Source organism: Mycobacterium montefiorense (assembly GCF_003112775.1).
Classification (GTDB): Bacteria; Actinomycetota; Actinomycetes; order Mycobacteriales; family Mycobacteriaceae; genus Mycobacterium; species Mycobacterium montefiorense.
Map to the genome: position 1 here is coordinate 51,831 of NZ_BFCH01000019.1, position 18,509 is coordinate 70,339.

Consider the following 18,509-nt stretch of genomic DNA (forward strand, 5'->3'; position numbering starts at 1 on the left):
AACGCCCCTATAGCCCAATTGGCAGAGGCAGCGGACTTAAAATCCGCACAGTGTCGGTTCGAGTCCGACTGGGGGCACGCAAAAAGTGGTGCTCACCGAGCGCAACCCTGGGGTGTGATCACCCGTTAACGCGAAAGAAGTGTGACTGGCGGCCGATCTTGGGCCAGCTCACATCTTGCTGCGGTTTTCCGGACAGTAGGCGGCAACAGCCGCACCCACGATGCTGCCCGCACCGTTGTTACTCACCCCGAGCGCCTTCTTCACATCGCCGACGGTTTGCTCCATCGTGTCCCCACCGGCAAAGTCCGTACACACCGCGTGACCGACGTTGATCATCGTCTGGTCCTGGCCGTTTGCCCAGCTCAGCCCTCGCTGCTGCAGGGTCTGCAGGTACGTGTCATCCGCCGGGTCGGCGTGCGCGCTCGGTGCGGCGGCGATACCAAGGAGGCCGGCCACAACGGCAGCGATCGGGCCCGCCATCCGTGCCGTGTTCTTCATTCATCGACTCCTTTGGGTGAACTGCCTGCATGCAGGACCCGAATCCTAACTTCGTCTTGACATTATGTCTCCCCGGCGCAACGAGCGGTCTCCGGTTGTGGCCTGTGCACCCGGCTGTCGTGCACGAGATATGTTCCAGTGCAACGTATTACAGCTTATGGCGAGCTTGCGCCGATGGCCATTGCCAGGAAGTCCAGCCGCCACAGTTCCCGAAAAAGCCTGCGCGCATGGGCCTGTGCCTCGCCGTCGCCGCGCTGTGCGACGACGGCAGCGATCTCACCTATGCTGCGCTGGCCGTCGACGAGCTCCGCGAAAGCCAGGTCGGCCGCGCCGAGCCGCAGCCGGGCGCCGGGTCCCATCAGGTCGGCTCCGGACAACATGCACGCGGTGCGCGACACGGGAATGTAATCAAGGGTCTGGGCCGCCGAGAAGTCGACCGTGTACTGCTGCGTCGGGCGGTCCGGACGGCAAGCCATGAAGAAATGCGTCGCGTTCAGCGTCTGCAGCCGTTCCATCACCGACCAGAGTTCGCGGTCGGGCAACTGGGCCAGATGAGATCCGAATTCGCCTGACTGCGTGAGGATTTCGTGTGGATAGTACGGCGACTTGTGGAACCACCCTTGGAATGTGAGCCCGGCCGAGGCGACCAGGTCGAGGCATTCGTCGACGGTGTAGCTGCGTTGGCGGCCATGCAAGAAGGTGTCGACGAGAGCGCCGTCGGTCTGCAAGTCGCGAGCCACCGTCAAATAGCTGCGGACGGGATGGTCCGCGGGCAGCATCGCGATGATGTCCTTGACCGCTTGCACCGACGCCTCGTCCTGGGACAGCCCCAAGTCGCGAAACACCGACTCGAGCAGCTCGACCCCGGTCCGGCCGTACTTGGCATAGAGCATCACCCCCAGTGCGCCGTCGCGGCGCAAACACCCGGCGAGCGCCCGCATACCGGTCAGCGGGTCGGCCAGGTGATGCAGAACGCCGGTGGACACGATCAGGTCGAAGTCGCGGCCCAGCGCCGATACCTCTTCGATCGGCAGTAGGTGCAATTCCAGGTTGTGCAGGGCGTGCTTGTCTTTCAGATATTGCTGGTGGTTCAGTGCCGATTGGCTGACGTCGATGGCCACCACCTTGGCGGCGCGGTTGGTGAAGGCGAATACCGCGGCCTGGTTGGCGCCGCACCCCGCGATCAGAATGTCCAGGTCGGCGCGATAGTCCCGGTCCGGCCACAACACCCGGTGCGCGCGGAACGGGTCGAACCACTCCCAGTTGTTCTTCGAGTAGATCTCGAGGTCGTCGATGGGCGGCGGGTACTGCCACCGGTCGTATTGCCGGGAGACCACGTCGTTGCGCGGATCGTCGTTCACTACAGACGCAATGTAGTGGCTTTGCTGGGTTGCCGCCGGACGCGATGCGGCGATGCGCGCCGTGGTATGAGCCAGCAACTCCTACACTGGCGCACCGTGGGCATGCTCTTTGGATTTGCGCCGTGGCTTATCTACTGGGTGCTGGTTGGCAACGTTCCCTTCAAGACCGCCGTGGTGGTCGCGTTGGTGATCGCTGCCGCCGCGTTTCTGATCGGGCGTCTGCTCGGTAAGCCGGGCGGCACGCTGGAGGTCGGGGCGGTCGCCACCTTCGCGGTGCTGACGGTGCTGACCTTCACGCTCAGCGAGTCGTTCATGCACCGCTGGATACAGCCACTCAGCAGTGGCGGGATCTTACTGGTGGCTCTGATCGGCCAGCTGGTCGGCAAGTCGTTTGTGCGTGAGTTCGCCGCGGCGGAGCAACCGCCTGACGTGGTCAAGACCGAGCTGTTCGACCGGATCACCGACGTCTTGTCCTGGATCTGGATCGCCGCGTTCGCCGGCATGACGGTGTCGTCCGCGATTCCGCCGATCTTGGAGGAGTTCGGCGGGCGTGAGGCCACGATCCTCGATACGCGGACTCCGCTGCTGTTCATCTGCTACTGGGTCATCCCGTACTCGCTGCTGGGCGTGGCGGCGCTGGCGTCACGGTATGTGCCAGAGCGGATGCTCGTCGGGATCGACGACGTCGCCCGGGAGACCTCGTTCGTCGCCTACGACGAAGCAACGATCGATGAGCTGTATTACCTTGCCCAGGAACACGCGAATCGCGAGGTGGGCCCGGGCAAGGAGGCGTACAACGTGAAGGTCGGGGGGATCGGAACCCCGCTGACCGGAGACGAGTCGCGCAAGTCGTGGCCCTCGTCCTACAAGGTGCGCGACAAGGACCACTAGGGGCGCGCTGTTCGTCCGCGCGCCCGACTTCCACCGGCGCGACAACTTCCACTTGTTAGGTCGATCGCATGGCATCCCACAGGACTTGGCCGCTGGCTGCCGCCACGGTGCTGATCGCGGTGGCGGCCTGCTCATCAGGCCACTGGGGGTCGGGCGCCAAGGTGGCGTTGAGCACCGGCGCCGGCAAGGCGCTGACCATCATCCCGGATCAGCTGCTGGCCGCGACGGACGGCGAGACGCCGGTGGCGTTCGGCAAACCCGAGCACGGCAACATCGCGTACGGCGCCAACGGCGCGATGATCTACACCCCCGACGCGGGCTTCACCGGCACCGATCGGCTCCACATCACCGTCACGCCCAGCGTCAAGCTCTATGCCGAGAACCTGCCGCCGCTGGCCACTGTCGGCGGCGTCGCCGTCCAGGCCAACGCGCACGGTTCCGCAATCGCCCCGGTGCCCGGTAGCTCCAACGAGATTTACGGCCTGACGGATCGCGGCCCCAACGTCGCCGGGCGCACGCCGAACGAAATCGTTTTCCCCGTACCCGATTTCCACCCGCAGATCGCCAAGCTCAAGCTCGCCGACGGGGTGGCGTCGGTGGAGCAAATCATCACGCTGGCCGGCAAGGACGGCGCCCCGTTGGTCGGACTGTCCCACCCGCAGGCCAGCACCGGCGATTCGATGGTCGACATCAACGGTGCCCCGTTGCCGCCATCCGATCACGGACTGGACGGCGAAGGCTTGGTCGCTTTGCCGGACGGCACCTTCTGGGTTTCCGACGAATACGGCCCGTTCATCGTCCATTTCGACGCCAACGGCAAAGAGCTGGAACGGCTTTCGCCTTTCGACGGAACTCTGCCCAAGGAGTTGTCGCTGCGCAGCCCGAACCACGGGATGGAGGGCCTTACCGTCACCCCCGACGGCACGACGTTGGTGGGCATCATGCAGTCGGCGCTGCAAACACCCGGCCTGGTCGGCCCGTCGACGTCGGTCCCGATCACCCGCATCGTGACGATCAAACTCGCAAACCGCGGCGACGTGCACGAGTACCTGTACCCGCTGGCCAACCCCCAGCAGACCAAGGTCGCGGTCTCAGAGATCACCGCGGTCACGGCCACCACCTTCCTGGTCGACGAGCTCGACGGCGAGCCACAACCCAACGCCAACAAGAAGATCTACTCGGCCGACATCTCCGGGGCCACCGATGTGGGTCCGCGCGCGAAGCTGCCCGGGGCGACCTATCGGGCCGACGGCGGCGGATTGCTGATCAATGGGGTTCCGATCGAGACCTTCGTCGGCATCGGCGGGGTCGACGCGGCGATCGACGAACTCAGCGCCGCCGGTATCACGGTGACGGGCAAGAAGCTCAAGCTCGATCTCACCGACATGCTGCGTTCCCTGTCCGCCAACGGCAACTTTTTCGGGCACGCCAAGATCGAAGGCGTCATCACCCCGGACGGCGGAAAGACGATATTCATCGCCAACGACAGCGATTTCGGGCTGGCCGGCCTGGCGTCCACCACCGCGCCGTTTTCGCTCAAGCCCAAGATGACGCCCAACGGTGCTGCGGACAGCGGTGAGATTCTGACGGTCGACACCGGGAAGCTGCCCCCCACGATGGAGTCGGAGACAGTCCCTATCAAGGTTGGCTGAGCCCCGACGCGAAGTTCGGATACGTTGGTGTCGGGCGGTCACACCACCCCGCCGACACCCGGACGAGCCGCACGCGCTGCGCACCCGATTGCGGCCCAGCAAGGAGCATTTCGATGAATGCGGTTAGCCCAGATGCCATTCGCGCGGAGACGATCACCATCACCGGCCATGGCGGTGAGGAGATCGAGGCCTACCGCGCGACACCGCTCGCGCAAGGATCGCGCGGCGCGGTCGTCTGGATCCATCACATGCCCGGCTACGACCGCGAGACCAAAGAGTTCGTCCGCCGGCTTGCCGTCAGCGGCTATCACACCGTGGCGCCGAATCTTTACTCCCGCGAGGCGCCGGGGGCCGCTCCCGACGACGCGGCTGCCGCGGTGCGCGCGGCCGGCGGGGTGCCCGACGAGCGGCTGGTCGGCGATGTCGCGGGCGCGATCGAGCACCTGCGGTCGCTGCCCGGCGCGAACGGGAAATTCGGCGTCATCGGACACTGCTCGGGCGGCCGGCACGCCTACCTGGCGGCGTGCTCGCTGCAGCTGGACGCCGCGGTGGACTGCTACGGCGGCCGCGTCGTCGAGGATGCCCGGGAGGGAATGCCCAAGGCCATGACGCCGATCCTGCACCTGGCGCCGAAGCTGAGTTGTCCGCTGCTGGGCCTGTTCGGGGCCGACGATGTGTTCCCGACGCCCGCCGCGGTGGCCACGCTGGACGCAGAGCTGACCAAGCTGGACAAGCCGCACGAGTTCCACTCCTACGACGGCGCGGGCCACGCCTTCTTCTCCGTCGACCGGCCCGCATACCGCCCGGAGGCGGCGGTGGACGGCTGGCGTCACATCGACGAATTCTTCGCCACGCATCTGAAAGGCTAGGTCCGCCAAGCGATGTGCACACATCTCACCGAACACGTCGAGATCGACGGCAGTGGCAAGGGCCCGGCGGGCTGGTTCCGCGCCGACCGCGCGACCGTCTACGTCGATCACGCCGTGCACGCGCCCTACACGCACACGGTCAACGTCGACGTCATCAATCCGGAGCTGGGCCCGTCGGCGCGGGTTGCGCTGGAACTCACCGAGGAAAGTGCGCTGGCGCTGGCCGACGCCATCTACAAAGCGATCGCGAACGCGCCGGTCGGTCTCGCGTCCAAGGACCAGTAGGTGACCCATGACGACCGAGCCTGACTACCCGCAGCCGGCCGCCGCCCGGGGACGCATCGAGCCCGTGCCGCGGCGGGTCCGGGGTTTCCTGGGTGACGAGGCGGTGTTCGACACGACCGCTGCTCGCTATGTGTGGGAAATCCCTTACTACCCGGCGTATTACGTGCCGCTGGTCGACGTGCGCCCAGAGTTCCTGCGCGACGAGGACCACGCGCAGAAGGTGCAACTCGGGCCGTCGCGGCTGCACTCCGTGGTCGGGGCGGGCCAGACGCACCCGGCGGCCGCGCGGGTGTTCGACGCCGACACCGACAGCCCGGTAGCGGGCACGGTGCGCTTCGAATGGGACGCGCTGCGGTGGTTCGAGGAGGACGAGCCCATCTACGTCCACCCGCGCAATCCCTACTCGCGGGTCGACGCCCTGCGCTCGCGCCGGCACATTCGGGTAGCGCTGGACGGCGTCGTGCTGGCCGATACCAAGTCGCCGGTGCTGCTCTTCGAAACCGGTTTGCCGACAAGGTATTACCTCGATCCCACCGATGTCTTTTTCGCGCATCTGGAGCCCAGCCCGACTCAGACGCAATGTCCGTACAAAGGGGTGACGTCGGGCTACTGGTCGGTGCGCGTCGGCGACACCGTGCATACCGATCTCGCGTGGACGTATCACTATCCGCTGCCGGCGGTGAGCCAGATCGCGGGGCTGGTGGCGTTCTACAACGAGAAGCTCGATATCGAGGTCGACGGTGTCGGCCTGGCCCGGCCAAAGACGCAGTTCAGCTAATTAACCGCGACATGCCGAGCCCGCTGAATGTGACATTTACCTCTTTTTGCCGAAAAATCTAATGAATTCTTATTCGGCTATATGCTCACTGCTCGCATCAGCATTAGCCTGGCTGCACATAGCCGCAGATAATCCCTCTATGACTTGTTTGCCTGGGGGTGGCCGTGTATATACTCGGTAACAATCACCTGAGCAGATCCTGAGGCCGCACGGTGATTTAGCCGACATTGCCGATTTAAATGAATTTTGGCCGAAATTGGGCCAGTAAAATTTGTGCAGATCAGCGCATTTCTCCGGTGCTGAAACGCGGTTATCCCAGCCGCCGGTGTCGCATCAGAGTTGCGGTGACCGGCTCGAGCGGGGATCGCCGTTGACAACAGCGAAGGCGGTACGAACGTGAACGAACTCAACGGCCGGCAGGCCGCCAGCGAGATCGTCGAGGTCGACCCCACGCCGGTGGCCGTCGAGATCGCGGTCGGCAACGGCCCGATCAGCGGCATCGCCATCAGCCGCGACGGCAGACGACTGATGGTGACCAACTTTCGCGCTGGCAGCGTCTCGGTCATCGACACTGAATGCTTCCGGGTCGTCGATTCGATCGACGGCGTCGACGAACCGTTTGCCATTGCGGTGGACGGGTCGGGACTACAGGCATACGTCAGCACGGCGTCGGCGTCCTATGACTCAATCCAGGTCATCGACATGTCCACGAACGCGGTGGTCGCGACGCACCCGCTGGCGCTGTCCGTCAGCGACCTAGCGGTCGATGCCGCCGGGCGCCATGTCTACGCGAGCCGCAACGCCGCCGGTGTTGTCGACCTCGCTGTCCTGGACACCACGACCGGACGGGTTCAGGCAATCAGTGTCGCGGACGCCGCGGCGGGCACCGCGACGGAATGCGTGCGGGTGCGCCCCGACGGGACTCGGGCCTATGTGGGGATCAACGGGCCCGCCGGCGGCCGGCTCGTGGTGATCGGCACGAAAGCGCAGTCCGGTGCGGCCGGCGGCCACACCGGCTGGCGGAAGAAGCACGGCACCGACCGCCAGACCGCATTGCAGGTCATTGACACCGTGGAGATCGGCTTGCCCGTCCGCGACGTCGCCCTGAGCCGGGGCGGTGCGCTCGCCTACGTGGCGAGTTGCGCTCCCGAGATCGGCGTCGTGGTCGACGTCATCGACACCCGGACCAACAAGATCACCAACACGCGCAAGGTCGGCGAGATCGGCGGCATTCTCACCGGGATGACGCTGTCCGCCGACGGCGATCGCGCCTATCTGGTCAGCGACGACAGGGTCACCGTGCTGTGCACGCTGACCCACGACGTCATCGCCACCATTGGCGCGGGCACCCAGCCGTCGTGCGTGGTGGAGAGCCCGGATGGGACGCGCCTGTACATCGCCGATTACTCCGGTGCCGTGAGCGTTGCGCCGATCGCCTCGGCCACCACGCTGGCCATCGAGAGCGCCGTGCCCAACAGCGAGCTGTCGGCGACCGGTTGGATGCTCCCCGATCTGATGCCGCAGGAGCCGGTGCCCGCCTGACTCTCGGCCGGGGGTACAACACGCCTTGTCAGGGGAACCCTTTCTCCTGATGTAGCGCGGCGATACCATTCGCCCGACCGACCATGTGGCGGTGCTGCGCCGAGACCGTAAGGCGGTAGATCGATGGACAGCACAATGCAGGACTTTCCGCTGACTATCTCCGCGATCATGCGGCACGGCTGCGGCGTTCACGGGGCCCGAACGGTCACCACCGCGATGGCTGACGGCTACCGCCACACCACGTACCGCGAATTGGGTCAGCAGGCGGCTCAACTGGCGAACGGGTTGCACGGCCTGGGCGTGACCGGAGATCAGCGGGTCGCGACGTTTATGTGGAACAACGCCGAGCACCTGGCGATCTACCTCGCGGCGCCCTCGATGGGGGCCGTGCTGCACACCCTCAACATCCGCTTGTTCCCCGAGCAGATCGCCTACGTCGCCAAGGAAGCCGAAGACCAGGTCGTGCTGGTCGACATGTCGCTGGCCAAACTGCTCGCCCCGGTGCTGCCTGAGCTCGAAACGGTGCACACCGTGATCGCGGTCGGCGACGGCGATACGGCGCCGCTGCAGGAGTCGGGCAAGACGGTGCTGCGCTACGCGGAATTACTCGAGGGCCAGCCGACCGAATTCGACTGGCCACGCATCGACGAGAATTCCGCGGCCGCGATGTGCTACACCAGCGGCACCACCGGCAACCCCAAAGGTGTTGTCTACAGCCATCGTTCGAGCTTCCTGCACGCAATGGCCACGTGCAGCACCAACGGGATGGGGGTTGGGGCCTGTGACCGGGTGCTGCCGATTGTGCCGATGTTCCACGCCAACGCATGGGGGCTGCCGTACGCGGCGGTAATGGCGGGCGCCGAATTGGTGCTGCCCGATTGCAACCTCGACGCTCGGTCGGTGATCGGCATGATCGAGAAGCTGCGGCCTACCCTGGCCGGCGCGGTACCGACCATCTGGAACGACGTGATGCATTACCTCGAAAAAGACCCCGACCACGATATTTCGTCGCTGCGGCTGGTCGCCTGCGGCGGCTCGGCCGTTCCGGTGTCGATGATGCGCACCTTCGAAGACAAGTACAACGTCCAGATCCGGCAGCTGTGGGGCATGACCGAAACGTCGCCGCTGGCTACTTTGGCCTGGCCGCCGGTCGGAACGCCGCAAGACCGGCACTGGGCCATCCGCGGCACCCAGGGCCAACCGATATGCGGTGTGGAAATGCGGATCGTCTCCGACGACGGCACGGTGCTACCCAACGACGGTCAGGCCGTGGGTGAGGTGGAGGTCCGTGGCCCTTGGATCACCGGCTCCTACTACCGCGGGCACGACGATTCGAAATTCGATTCCGGCTGGCTGCGCACCGGCGATGTCGGTCGCATCGACGAGGAGGGCTTCGTCACCCTCACCGACCGCGCCAAGGACGTGATCAAGTCCGGCGGGGAGTGGATCTCCTCGGTGGAGTTGGAGAATTGCCTGGTCGGTCACCCCGACGTGCTCGAGGCCGCAGTCGTCGGAGTTCCCGACGAACGCTGGCAGGAACGCCCACTGGCCGTCGTCGTGCTCAACGAAGGTGCGTCAGTCAGCGCCGGCGAGCTGCGAACGTTCCTCTCGGACAAGGTCGTTCGTTGGTGGCTGCCCGAACGGTGGGCTTTTGCCGACGAAGTCCCGCGCACCAGTGTGGGTAAGTACGACAAGAAGGCGATCCGATCCCGCTACGCGGACAACGCATACGAGGTCACCGAGGCGCGCGACTGAGCGGCTCGTCAAGCCAGAGGTCTGAAAGGGTTAAGCGCATGGCACATTCGCGTGTTGTCTCCGAATCGCTGGTGATCCCCGTGCCCGTCGAGGAGGCCTTCCACCGCACCCTGCCGGCGCCGCTTCCGGAGATTTTCAGCCGCCGGCACGGGGTGTTCCCGCCGATCAAGGAGGTCCGCGACCAGACGGGTGGTTGGGACGCGGCGGGCCAGACCCGCACTGTGGTGTTGGCCGGTGGTGGTAGCACCCGCGAGGAGTTGACCAGCGTCGACCCACCGCGATCGTTCGGCTACCGGCTCGGCAACGTCACCGGCCCGATGGCCTTGCTGGTCGACCACGTGCTGGGCGAGTGGATCTTCACCCCGGCCGCCGGCGGCACCCAGGTCACCTGGCGCTGGGACATTCACCCGCGGTCGGCGCGCAGCGCCTTGGCGCTCCCGGTGTTCGCCGCGATGTGGAAGGGCTACGCGCGCCGGTCGCTGCATGAGCTGTCGGTGCTGCTGACGCGCTGAGGCCGCAACGGCATTCGGTACCGTCGAGCCATGTGTCGACTCTTTGGCCTGCACGCCGGGACGCACGCTTGCACCGCGACCTTCTGGCTGCTGGACGCACCGGACAGCCTGTCCGAACAGAGCAGGCGGAACCCGGACGGCACCGGCCTGGGTGTGTTCGAATCCAACGGCGGACCGCGGCTGTACAAGGAGCCGATCGCGGCCTGGCAGGATGCCGACTTCGCCACCGAAGCACACCGCAAGACCGGCACGACGTTCATCGCCCACGTGCGCTACGCGACGACCGGGTCGCGCGACGTCCGCAACACCCACCCGTTTCTGCAGGACGGCCGGATCTTCGCGCACAACGGTGTGCTTGAGGGGCTGGGGATCCTCGACGAACGGCTGCGCGAGGTCGGCACCGATGACTTGGTGCTGGGCCAAACCGATTCCGAGCGGGTATTCGCGTTGATCACGGCATCGATCCGCGCCGCCGACGGCGATGTCTGCGCCGGCATCACCGACGCGATGACCTGGCTTGCGGCGAACGTGCCGATCTATGCGGTCAACGTGCTGCTGAGCACGGCCACCGATATGTGGGCGCTGCGCTACCCGCAAACCCACCAGCTCTGCCTGCTGGACCGCCGCGACGGGGCACCCGATCCGGAGTTCGATTTGCGTACCAAGCGAATTCACGCCCAATCCGAAGCTCTGTGCACGCGCCCGTCGGTGGTGCTGGCGACCGAACCGATGGACGACGACCCGCGCTGGCGTCTGCTGCATCCCGGCGAGCTGGTGCACGTCGACGGCTCGCTGCAGATCAACCGAACGATGATCCTGCCGGACCCGCCCCAGCATCTGCTGCGCCGGCAGGATCTCAGCGTCCCGGTCGAAGACGCGCAGCACGCACTGCCCAACACCAGGAAGTTGTGACATGACAATCAGACGCGCGCTGGTGCTGGCCGGTGGGGGGATAGCCGGAATCGCTTGGGAGACAGGTATTCTGCAGGGCATCGCCGATGAGTCGCCGGCCGCGGCACGGCTGCTGCTGGATTCGGATGTGCTGGTCGGCACGTCCGCGGGTTCGGCGGTCGCCGCCCAGATCGGCGCCGGCAGCACGCCCGAGGCGCTGTTCGAACGGCAAGTCGCCGAGACGTCGGCCGAAATCGATTCCGGCGTCGACTTCGAGACCATCACCGAACTGTTCTTGACCGCCCTGGCCGAGCCGTACGACGAGTCGCCGCCCAGGACGCGTCAGCAGATGCAGCGGATCGGGGCGGTGGCGCTGGGTAGCAAAACCGTGCCCGAGCCGGTCCGCCGCCAGGTGATCGTGCAGCGCCTGCCGTCGCACGACTGGCCTAGCCGCACACTGCGCATTACCGCAATCGACACGGCCACCGGCGAATTGGTGGTCTTCGACTCCGATTCGGCAGTGCAGCTTGTCGATGCGGTGGCGGCCAGTTGCGCGGTGCCGGGCGCGTGGCCGCCGGTGACGATCGCGGGTCGGCGGTACATGGACGGCGGGATCGCCAGTTCGGTGAACCTCGGTGTCGCCGACGACTGCGACGCGGCCGTGGTGTTGGTGCCCTCGGCGCCCGATGCTCCAGCACCGTTCGGCGACGGACCGGCCGCCGAGATCGCGGCGTTCGACGGCACCACATTCGCGGTGTTCGCCGACGATGGCTCGTTGAAAGCGTTCGGGCCCAACCTGTTAGACCCGCGCTGTCGGGTCAGCTCGGCCGAGGCTGGACGTGAGCAGGGTCGCCGTGAAGCGCGCGCGATCGCCCGGTTCCTGGGCGTCTGATCGGATCAGCCTTCGATCGCGGGCCCTACGGGTTCGGTGGCCACGTGTTCGAGCGCATCGAGGGCCCGATCGGCCAGTAATCGGCCGACGTCGATCACCTCCGCGGCCCGGTGAAAGTCCAGGCTCCGGCAGGTCGAACGTGGTACCTCGATCAGCAGATCGGGCGGGTAGGCCGACAGCATGTGGCGGGTGAGCGCCGACTGGGCGATGTCGAACGCCCGGTACATCACTTCGAAGCTGCCCAATTTCGGAACCCCGGGCCCGCCCACGAGGTCGTCGGTATCCGCGTCGCCGGCTTCCTCTGACCAAGTGTCAGCGCCGAATCGGCTCAACACGGCGCGCGCGGTGGGCCGGTCGAGCAGCGAGCGAACGGCCGACGTGTCGAGCAGCGCAGAAGTGCTGCGCACCATCCGGTTCAGCAACTCGACGGTTGCGCCGGGCTCGGGGGATCGTTTGGCGATCACTTCGCTGCCGCTGACGCCCACCGCGATCGTCAGGTCGGCGTTGACCGCGGCGAGCGGAGCCATCGGCAGCGGATCCAGGATGCCGCCGTCGGCGAGCAGGCGTCCGCCGACTTGGTGGGGAGGGATCACACCCGGAATCGCGATGGATGCCCGGATCGCCTCGTCGAGCGGTCCGTGCTGAAACCACACCGACTTACCGGCCAGCAGGTCGGTCGCCACCGCGGTGTACGGGATCGACAGTTCCTCGATCGTGACCGGGCCGAGGATGTCGCGCACGGCCTCCAGGATCTTCTCGGCCCGCATCACCCCCGCCGCGCTGATCGACGGGTCAAGCAGCCGCAGAATCGTGCGTTGTGTCAACGACTTCGCCCAGTCGGCGAACTCGTCAAGCCGCCCGGCGGCCTGCAGACCCCCGATCATCGCGCCCATCGACGAGCCGGTGATCCCCACGATCTCGAAGCCGCGCGCATCGAGCGCCTCGATCACCCCGATGTGGGCGTAGCCCCGGGCGCCACCGCTCCCGAGCGCGATCGCGACCCGGGGCGGTGCTGAGCGTCGTGCGGCAACTTCGGTAGGCACCCCTACATTTTGCGTGGCGGATCGTGCCGTCGCCGGGTCGGGGCGGCACTTTTTACAGCCGTGATCGCAATTGCGCAGGCGTTCGAAGCCCGTTCGCCTGGTGCTACCCGCATTCGTCGTTGGCGGCCGCCCGCGCGGCGGTGATCACCGCCGCCTGCCGGGCCGGCGCCAGGTCCACCCACCTGGCATTCCAGCTGCCAGCAGTGCCCGAAGACGAGGTTTGGACCATGGCCAGATACGGCTCGAACTGGGATTCTCCGGTCTTAGGCCGGGCGTCCATCCACACTTTTGCGGCGTGACAGGCCTGGTAATACTCTTCTTCGGTCGAATCCGCGGGGACGTCGACCCTGGTTGTCACGCCGGCGGGGGAGAGCCCGACAGCTCCCGGTGGCGCCGAAGTGGGGCCGTGCGGAATGGCCGCCGGCCGCGTCGTCGACGATGTGACCTTGCCCGGGGGACCGCTGCCCGGCGAGCATCCCGTGACCGCAGACAGCCCGGTCACACACGTCGCCGCAACGAGCGCGCCCCACAGCAGGGGACGATGACAGCACCAGCGCACCGTCTCAATCTATGCAACACTTGCGGCCGTGATGGAGCGCTTCGGATTTTGCGAGTGTTGTCGGCCCTAACGCGCCGCCCTTGCCCCTTCCGCTTTCTCTGGAGCTCTCCCAATGTCATTGCCTGTCACCAGTTCCGTTGCGTTGCGTTCGCCGACCATCGCGTCGCCTGCCGCGGGGCCGACGCGGCTGCGGGTTCCCGACCTGCTGCGCGCCACCGACCAAGTCGCCGACGACGTACTCAGCGGCCGTTGCGACCACCTGCTGCCCGACGGCGGCGTACCGGATTCGCAGCGCTGGTTCACCCGCGTCCACGGTGACGACGAACTCGACGTCTGGCTGATCAGCTGGGTTCCCGGTCACGCCACCGAATTGCACGACCACGGTGGGTCACTGGGCGCGCTGACCGTGGTGTCCGGGTCGCTCAACGAATTCCGTTGGGATGGGCGCAGATTGCGGCGCCGCCGCCTTGACGCGGGTGATCAGGCCGGCTTTCCGCTGGGCTGGGTGCACGACGTGGTGTGGGCGCCCAGGACTGTTCCAAGCCCGGTCCCGGGGACCGTCATGCCGATCAAGACACCGGTTGCACCGACGCTGAGCGTGCACGCCTATTCGCCGCCGCTGAGTGCGATGTCCTACTACGAGGTCACCGGGAACAACACGTTGCGCCGCCAGCGCACCGAACTGACCGACCAGCCAGAGGGGACGTGATGAGCCGTATCGATGTGGTCTTGAGATCCGCCCGACGCCGCTATCGCCGGCTTTCAGCCGCCGAGGTGCCCGATGCGCTGCGGCGCGGCGCGGTGCTCGTCGACATCCGCCCGCAGGCTCAGCGATTCCGTGAGGGCGAAGTGCCCGGCGCGCTGCTGATCGAACGCAATGTCCTGGAATGGCGTTGCGACCCGACCAGCGACGCCCATCTGCCGGAAGCCGTTGGCGACGACGTCGAGTGGGTGATCCTGTGTTCCGAGGGTTACACGTCCAGCCTGGCGGCGGCCGCGCTGCTCGACATCGGCCTGCACCGCGCCACCGACGTCGTCGGCGGCTACCACGCGCTGGCTGGCGCCGGCGTGCTGGCGGAGTTGGCCGGTGCCGCGGTCGACCCGGCGGCGCTGGCGAATGCGGGGGCGACCGGCCGCCGCTGGCTGTAGTTATTCGTTGGCGTGCAACAGCGGCCGCAGTCGCTCGGTCTTCTCCGGCGTCCACCCGGGCGGTGACAGCACCGCGGCCCAGCCATTGGCGACGTCGGCGACGTAGCGGTGTCCGTGCCCGTCCGGCACATCCACGGCGACCGCCATGTCCGCCGACACCTGTAGGAACGTCACCACCGGAATCCAATTGGTTTGCGGCAGCACGTCGTAGCCCCGCCGTTCGCGCAGCCAATCCGGCTCGCTGAACAGCAGATCGGGTGTCCACCACGCGATCGGGTCGGAGGCGTGCTGCAGATACACCACTCGCGGTGCGCCCCACGGGTCCTTGGGACGATCCAGATTGGTTGGGCGAGCGACGAATCGGACGTTGTGGCCGTCGTCGTAGATGGGCAGCCACTGCGGTGAACCGGAGTCCCGGGTGGAGGTCAGGTCCGTCCAGATGGTGTTGTTGAAGGTCGGTCCGCTGAACAGGGCACCATCCGTTCGGGCCAGCACATTGTTGAGGCTCATGAACGGCGCCTCGCCGCCGAACGAACCCAGGCTTTCGCCGAACACCACGAGTTTGGGGCGTTGCGCCTCAGGCATTTGGCGGATCAGTCTGTCGACGGCTTCGAACAGCGCCTGGCCGGCATGCCGAGCGTTCTCCTTGTCCACCAGGAACGAGAGCCAGCTCGGCAGAAACGAGTACTGCATGCTCACGATCGCGGTGTTGCCGTTGTACATGTATTCCAGCGCCGACGCCTCCGCCTCGTTGATCCAGCCGGTCCCGGTGGTGGTCGCGACGGCGACGACGGCACGTTGCAGCCCGCCTTCGCGTAGCAGTTCGCGCGCCGCCAGTTCGGCGGTCGCGGTGATGCCGTCGGCCGAATTCAGGCCGGCGTAGGCGCGGATCGGCTGGGTGGCGGGGGTTCCGTTGAATTTGGTGAGGTCATCGACTCGGGGACCGCCCTTGACGAAGATACGGCCCTGATGGCCCAGGGATTCCCACGACACCAGCGACTGCGGACTCCCGGATCGCTCCGAAATTGTCGGGGCCGTGCTGTCGGGATTCATCTCATTGTTGACCGAGGCGAACGTGTTGTTCATCGTGCGCATCGCGAACTTGATGACCACGCCGTTGAGCAAGGTGATCGTCAAGACGACCAGCAGGACCACCACGATGGTGGCTGAAACGCGGAACGGCGCGAGCCGATCGAGTTGGCCGACAAGGAATCTGACCAGGAGGCGGATGGCCTGGCCGATTTCGACCACCGTGAACAACACGATGACCGACAGGATCCCGGTCAGGGGGTAATCGAACCAGTGCAGGTGAGCGACCCCCATCAGGTTGCGCACGTCGTCCTGCCACACGTGAAACCAGATCGCCATCAGCACCTGGCCGACCAGGGCGACCGGTACGAGTACCTTCCACGCCCAGCGTGGCGGCGGCGGGCTGTGACGCTTTTCGCGCATGAACCGCACCAACCACACCGAAAACACGCCCAGGCCGTAGCCGATGGCGCCGGAGAACCCGCTGACCAACGCCTGGAACAGCGGGCCGCGGGGCAGCAGCGACGGCGTCAGGGAGAACCAGATGAAGATCAGGCCGACCGCCGTGCCGGTGAAGGTGTAGTGACGCACCCAAAACGGCTTCGTCGCGATTTCCGTCGCATCAGCAGCATCGTCAGCGGAGAGGATTTCGGGAGCCGTTTCGGCCTTGGTCGCCTCTCCGGTGACCTGGGCGTCGTCGGAGCCCGCGAGTTTGTCTGCGCTGACCGCTGGTTCGTCGTCGGTGCCGGTCGCAGAACCTGGCTCGCTCATCCGAGCATCTTAGCGATGCGTGAAGTTAGGAGCCCGCTTCTCGACGAATGCCGCCATCCCTTCGGACTGATCGTCGGTCGCGAAAGTCGAATGGAAAAGCCGGCGCTCGTAGAGAAGTCCCTCGGCCAGGGTGGACTCGAAGGCACGGTTGACGGCTTCTTTGGCCATCCGGGCCGCCGATAGCGACATCTGCGAAATGGTGGTGGCGACGGCCTTGGCCTCGCCGAGTAGGTCGTCGGCCGGCACCACCCGCGAAACCAGGCCGCTGCGTTCGGCTTCTTCGGCGCCGATGGTGCGGCCGGTCAGGATCAGGTCCATCGCCTTGGCCTTGCCGATGGCGCGGGTGAGGCGCTGCGAGCCGCCCATGCCCGGCAGCACACCGAGTTTGATCTCGGGCTGTCCGAACTTCGCGGTATCGGCCGCGATCAGCAGGTCGCACATCATCGCGAGCTCGCAGCCACCGCCTAGTGCGTGGCCGGCCACCGCGGCGATCGTCGGGGTGCGCACGGCGGCCAACTTGCCCCAAGCGGCGAAGAAGTCGGCGCCGAACGCGTCGGCGAAGCTCAGCGCGGCCATCTCCTTGATGTCGGCCCCGGCCGCGAACGCCTTGGCCGAACCGGTGATGATGATCGCCCCGATGCCCGGATCCTCGTCGAGTTCGGCTGCGGCACTGGTGACTTCGTGCATCACCTGACTGTTGAGCGCGTTGAGTGCCTGCGGCCGGTTCAGCGTGATGATGCCGACCCGCTGATCGCGCTCGACCAGGATGGTTTCGTACGTTGTCTCGCTCACCCAAATCGCCTTTCTAGAAACTCAAGTCGTCGTCGACCGGCGCGAAGTACGCGTCGATGTCGGCCGCGGAGACCGCGGCAAGGTTCGGCGGCGACCACTTCGGATCACGGTCTTTGTCGATGATCTGTGCTCGAATGCCTTCCACCAGATCGTGTGAGCTCGCCGACGCCGACGACACTCGATAGTCCTGTACCAGAACGTCTTCCAGTGTGTCCAGCTTCGCAGCTCGGCGTACCGCCTCCAGTGCCACCGACACCGCGATGGGGGAGCGAGTGTCGATCAGGTTGGCGGCGTCTTGGGCAGGCCCGGCGTCATGCCCGCGCAACGCTTCGATGATGTCCTGCACGGTCTCACCGGCAAAGCAATGGTCAATCCAATGGCGTTGCGCGACAAGTTCACTGGCCGGTGGATCGACAGCGTGCGCGGCGAGCGCACTTTCAACGCCGTCGTCGACGATCGCCTTCGTGAACGCGCCCAGCTGCTGGTGCGGGACGTAGTGGTCGGCAAAGCCCAATGCGATGGCGTCCGCCCCGCCGAACGGTGCTCCGCTGAGGCCGGCGTACAGCCCGAGCGCACCCGGCGCCCGGGACAACAGAAATGTGCCGCCGACGTCGGGGATGAACCCGATACCGACCTCCGGCATTGCGATCTTGGACTTTTCTGTCACCACGCGGACGCTGCCGTGCGCACTGACCCCGACGCCGCCGCCCATCACGATGCCGTCCATCAACGACACGTAGGGCTTGGCGAACCGGCCGATCTGGCCGTTCAGCAGATACTCGTCGCGCCAGAATCTCCGTGCCTCGACGCCATCCTTGCGGGCGCTGTTGTAGACCGCGACCACGTCGCCGCCGGCGCACAGTCCGCGTTCGCCGGCCCCGGCCAGCACCACCGCGCGCACTGCATCGTCGTTTTCCCAACGGCGCAGCAGCGGGCCGAGCACGTCGACCATCGTCTGGTTCAGCGAGTTGATTGCCTTAGGGCGGTTGAGCGTGATCAGGCCGACGCCATTGTCGATACGGGTCAATACCTCGTCGATTTGGTCAGTCGCGCCTTCGGTCACGCCGTGGCTCCCATCGCCGGAATCGGTGCCCGTGTGTCGCCTTGCCGGGCCTTGACCAGCAATCTAGATCGTTACAACAGAAGCGATACCCGCGGGTAAGGATTATGTTTGAGCCGACGACAGCGGCCGTGCCCAGAGATACCCTGAAAACACCAGTTCCGCTGGGAACCTGGGAAG

General features: G+C 66.2%; 19 protein-coding genes and 1 tRNA gene. 13 read left to right on the plus strand and 7 right to left on the minus strand.

Going from position 1 to position 18,509, the window contains the following annotated elements; all coding sequences use genetic code 11:
* Window positions 1-3 precede the first annotated feature (3 nt).
* A tRNA-Leu gene (locus DB708_RS18510) sits at window positions 4-77 on the plus strand.
* Between the two features lie 91 nt (window positions 78-168).
* Here DB708_RS18510 and DB708_RS18515 read toward each other — a convergent pair.
* Both DB708_RS18515 and DB708_RS18520 read right to left on the minus strand, forming a co-directional pair.
* Window positions 169-498, minus strand: a complete 330-nt coding sequence (locus DB708_RS18515; RefSeq protein ID WP_108924438.1) for a DUF732 domain-containing protein — start codon at window positions 496-498, stop codon at window positions 169-171.
* A 155-nt stretch (window positions 499-653) separates the two neighbouring features.
* Complete coding sequence (locus DB708_RS18520; protein ID WP_108924439.1) at window positions 654-1,859, minus strand: class I SAM-dependent methyltransferase; 1,206 nt, start codon at window positions 1,857-1,859, stop codon at window positions 654-656.
* A gap of 96 nt (window positions 1,860-1,955) precedes the next feature.
* On the opposite strand from DB708_RS18520, the gene DB708_RS18525 reads away from it, so the two are divergent.
* The 10 genes from DB708_RS18525 (at window position 1,956) to DB708_RS18570 (ending at window position 11,926) form a co-directional block, all read left to right on the plus strand.
* The gene (locus DB708_RS18525; protein ID WP_108924583.1) at window positions 1,956-2,750 is read left to right on the plus strand and encodes a hypothetical protein; all 795 of its coding nucleotides are present in this window, start codon (window positions 1,956-1,958) and stop codon (window positions 2,748-2,750) included.
* A gap of 68 nt (window positions 2,751-2,818) precedes the next feature.
* Complete coding sequence (locus tag DB708_RS18530) at window positions 2,819-4,402, plus strand: esterase-like activity of phytase family protein (protein ID WP_108924440.1); 1,584 nt, start codon at window positions 2,819-2,821, stop codon at window positions 4,400-4,402.
* A gap of 113 nt (window positions 4,403-4,515) precedes the next feature.
* The gene (locus DB708_RS18535) at window positions 4,516-5,271 is read left to right on the plus strand and encodes a dienelactone hydrolase family protein (protein WP_108924441.1); all 756 of its coding nucleotides are present in this window, start codon (window positions 4,516-4,518) and stop codon (window positions 5,269-5,271) included.
* Between the two features lie 12 nt (window positions 5,272-5,283).
* Window positions 5,284-5,556: a DUF6295 family protein gene (locus DB708_RS18540; protein ID WP_108924442.1), complete on the plus strand. Its 273-nt coding sequence runs from the start codon at window positions 5,284-5,286 to the stop codon at window positions 5,554-5,556.
* A gap of 7 nt (window positions 5,557-5,563) precedes the next feature.
* A complete protein-coding gene (locus DB708_RS18545; protein WP_108924443.1) occupies window positions 5,564-6,334 on the plus strand; it encodes a DUF427 domain-containing protein in 771 nt (256 codons plus the stop codon).
* A 396-nt stretch (window positions 6,335-6,730) separates the two neighbouring features.
* Entirely contained in the window at window positions 6,731-7,876 is a 1,146-nt protein-coding gene (locus DB708_RS18550) for a YncE family protein (RefSeq protein ID WP_108924444.1), read from the plus strand.
* 123 nt (window positions 7,877-7,999) lie between these two features.
* Window positions 8,000-9,631, plus strand: coding sequence for a long-chain fatty acid--CoA ligase (locus tag DB708_RS18555; RefSeq protein WP_108924445.1), 1,632 nt, complete (start codon window positions 8,000-8,002; stop codon window positions 9,629-9,631).
* A 38-nt stretch (window positions 9,632-9,669) separates the two neighbouring features.
* On the plus strand, window positions 9,670-10,143 hold the full coding sequence (locus DB708_RS18560; RefSeq protein ID WP_108924446.1) for an SRPBCC family protein: 474 nt from the start codon (window positions 9,670-9,672) through the stop codon (window positions 10,141-10,143).
* A gap of 30 nt (window positions 10,144-10,173) precedes the next feature.
* Entirely contained in the window at window positions 10,174-11,055 is an 882-nt protein-coding gene (locus tag DB708_RS18565) for a class II glutamine amidotransferase (protein WP_108924447.1), read from the plus strand.
* A 1-nt stretch (window position 11,056) separates the two neighbouring features.
* A complete protein-coding gene (locus DB708_RS18570) occupies window positions 11,057-11,926 on the plus strand; it encodes a patatin-like phospholipase family protein (RefSeq protein WP_108924448.1) in 870 nt (289 codons plus the stop codon).
* Window positions 11,927-11,931: 5 nt separating this feature from the next.
* Here DB708_RS18570 and DB708_RS18575 read toward each other — a convergent pair whose 3' ends face one another.
* Both DB708_RS18575 and DB708_RS18580 read right to left on the minus strand, forming a co-directional pair.
* Window positions 11,932-12,969 carry a patatin-like phospholipase family protein gene (locus tag DB708_RS18575; RefSeq protein ID WP_108924449.1) on the minus strand — a complete coding sequence of 346 codons (1,038 nt, stop codon included), beginning with the start codon at window positions 12,967-12,969 and terminating at the stop codon, window positions 11,932-11,934.
* Between the two features lie 103 nt (window positions 12,970-13,072).
* Entirely contained in the window at window positions 13,073-13,471 is a 399-nt protein-coding gene (locus tag DB708_RS18580; RefSeq protein WP_108924450.1) for a lipoprotein LpqV, read from the minus strand.
* Window positions 13,472-13,640: 169 nt separating this feature from the next.
* Here DB708_RS18580 and DB708_RS18585 point away from each other — a divergent pair, with 169 nt between their 5' ends.
* Both DB708_RS18585 and DB708_RS18590 read left to right on the plus strand, forming a co-directional pair.
* Entirely contained in the window at window positions 13,641-14,237 is a 597-nt protein-coding gene (locus tag DB708_RS18585; protein WP_108924451.1) for a cupin domain-containing protein, read from the plus strand.
* Window positions 14,237-14,677, plus strand: a complete 441-nt coding sequence (locus tag DB708_RS18590) for a rhodanese-like domain-containing protein (RefSeq protein ID WP_108924452.1) — start codon at window positions 14,237-14,239, stop codon at window positions 14,675-14,677. The genes DB708_RS18585 and DB708_RS18590 overlap by 1 nt, the downstream gene beginning before the upstream one ends.
* Here DB708_RS18590 and DB708_RS18595 read toward each other — a convergent pair whose 3' ends face one another.
* From DB708_RS18595 to DB708_RS18605, 3 genes are read right to left on the minus strand one after another with little or no spacing between them, the layout of a single operon-like run.
* Window positions 14,678-16,477 (minus strand): alpha/beta hydrolase, encoded by a 1,800-nt coding sequence (locus DB708_RS18595; RefSeq protein WP_108924453.1) that lies wholly within the window; start codon window positions 16,475-16,477, stop codon window positions 14,678-14,680.
* Between the two features lie 9 nt (window positions 16,478-16,486).
* Window positions 16,487-17,269, minus strand: a complete 783-nt coding sequence (locus DB708_RS18600; RefSeq protein WP_108924454.1) for an enoyl-CoA hydratase — start codon at window positions 17,267-17,269, stop codon at window positions 16,487-16,489.
* Window positions 17,270-17,282: 13 nt separating this feature from the next.
* A complete protein-coding gene (locus tag DB708_RS18605) occupies window positions 17,283-18,332 on the minus strand; it encodes an enoyl-CoA hydratase/isomerase family protein (RefSeq protein WP_108924455.1) in 1,050 nt (349 codons plus the stop codon).
* Window positions 18,333-18,509 lie beyond the last annotated feature (177 nt).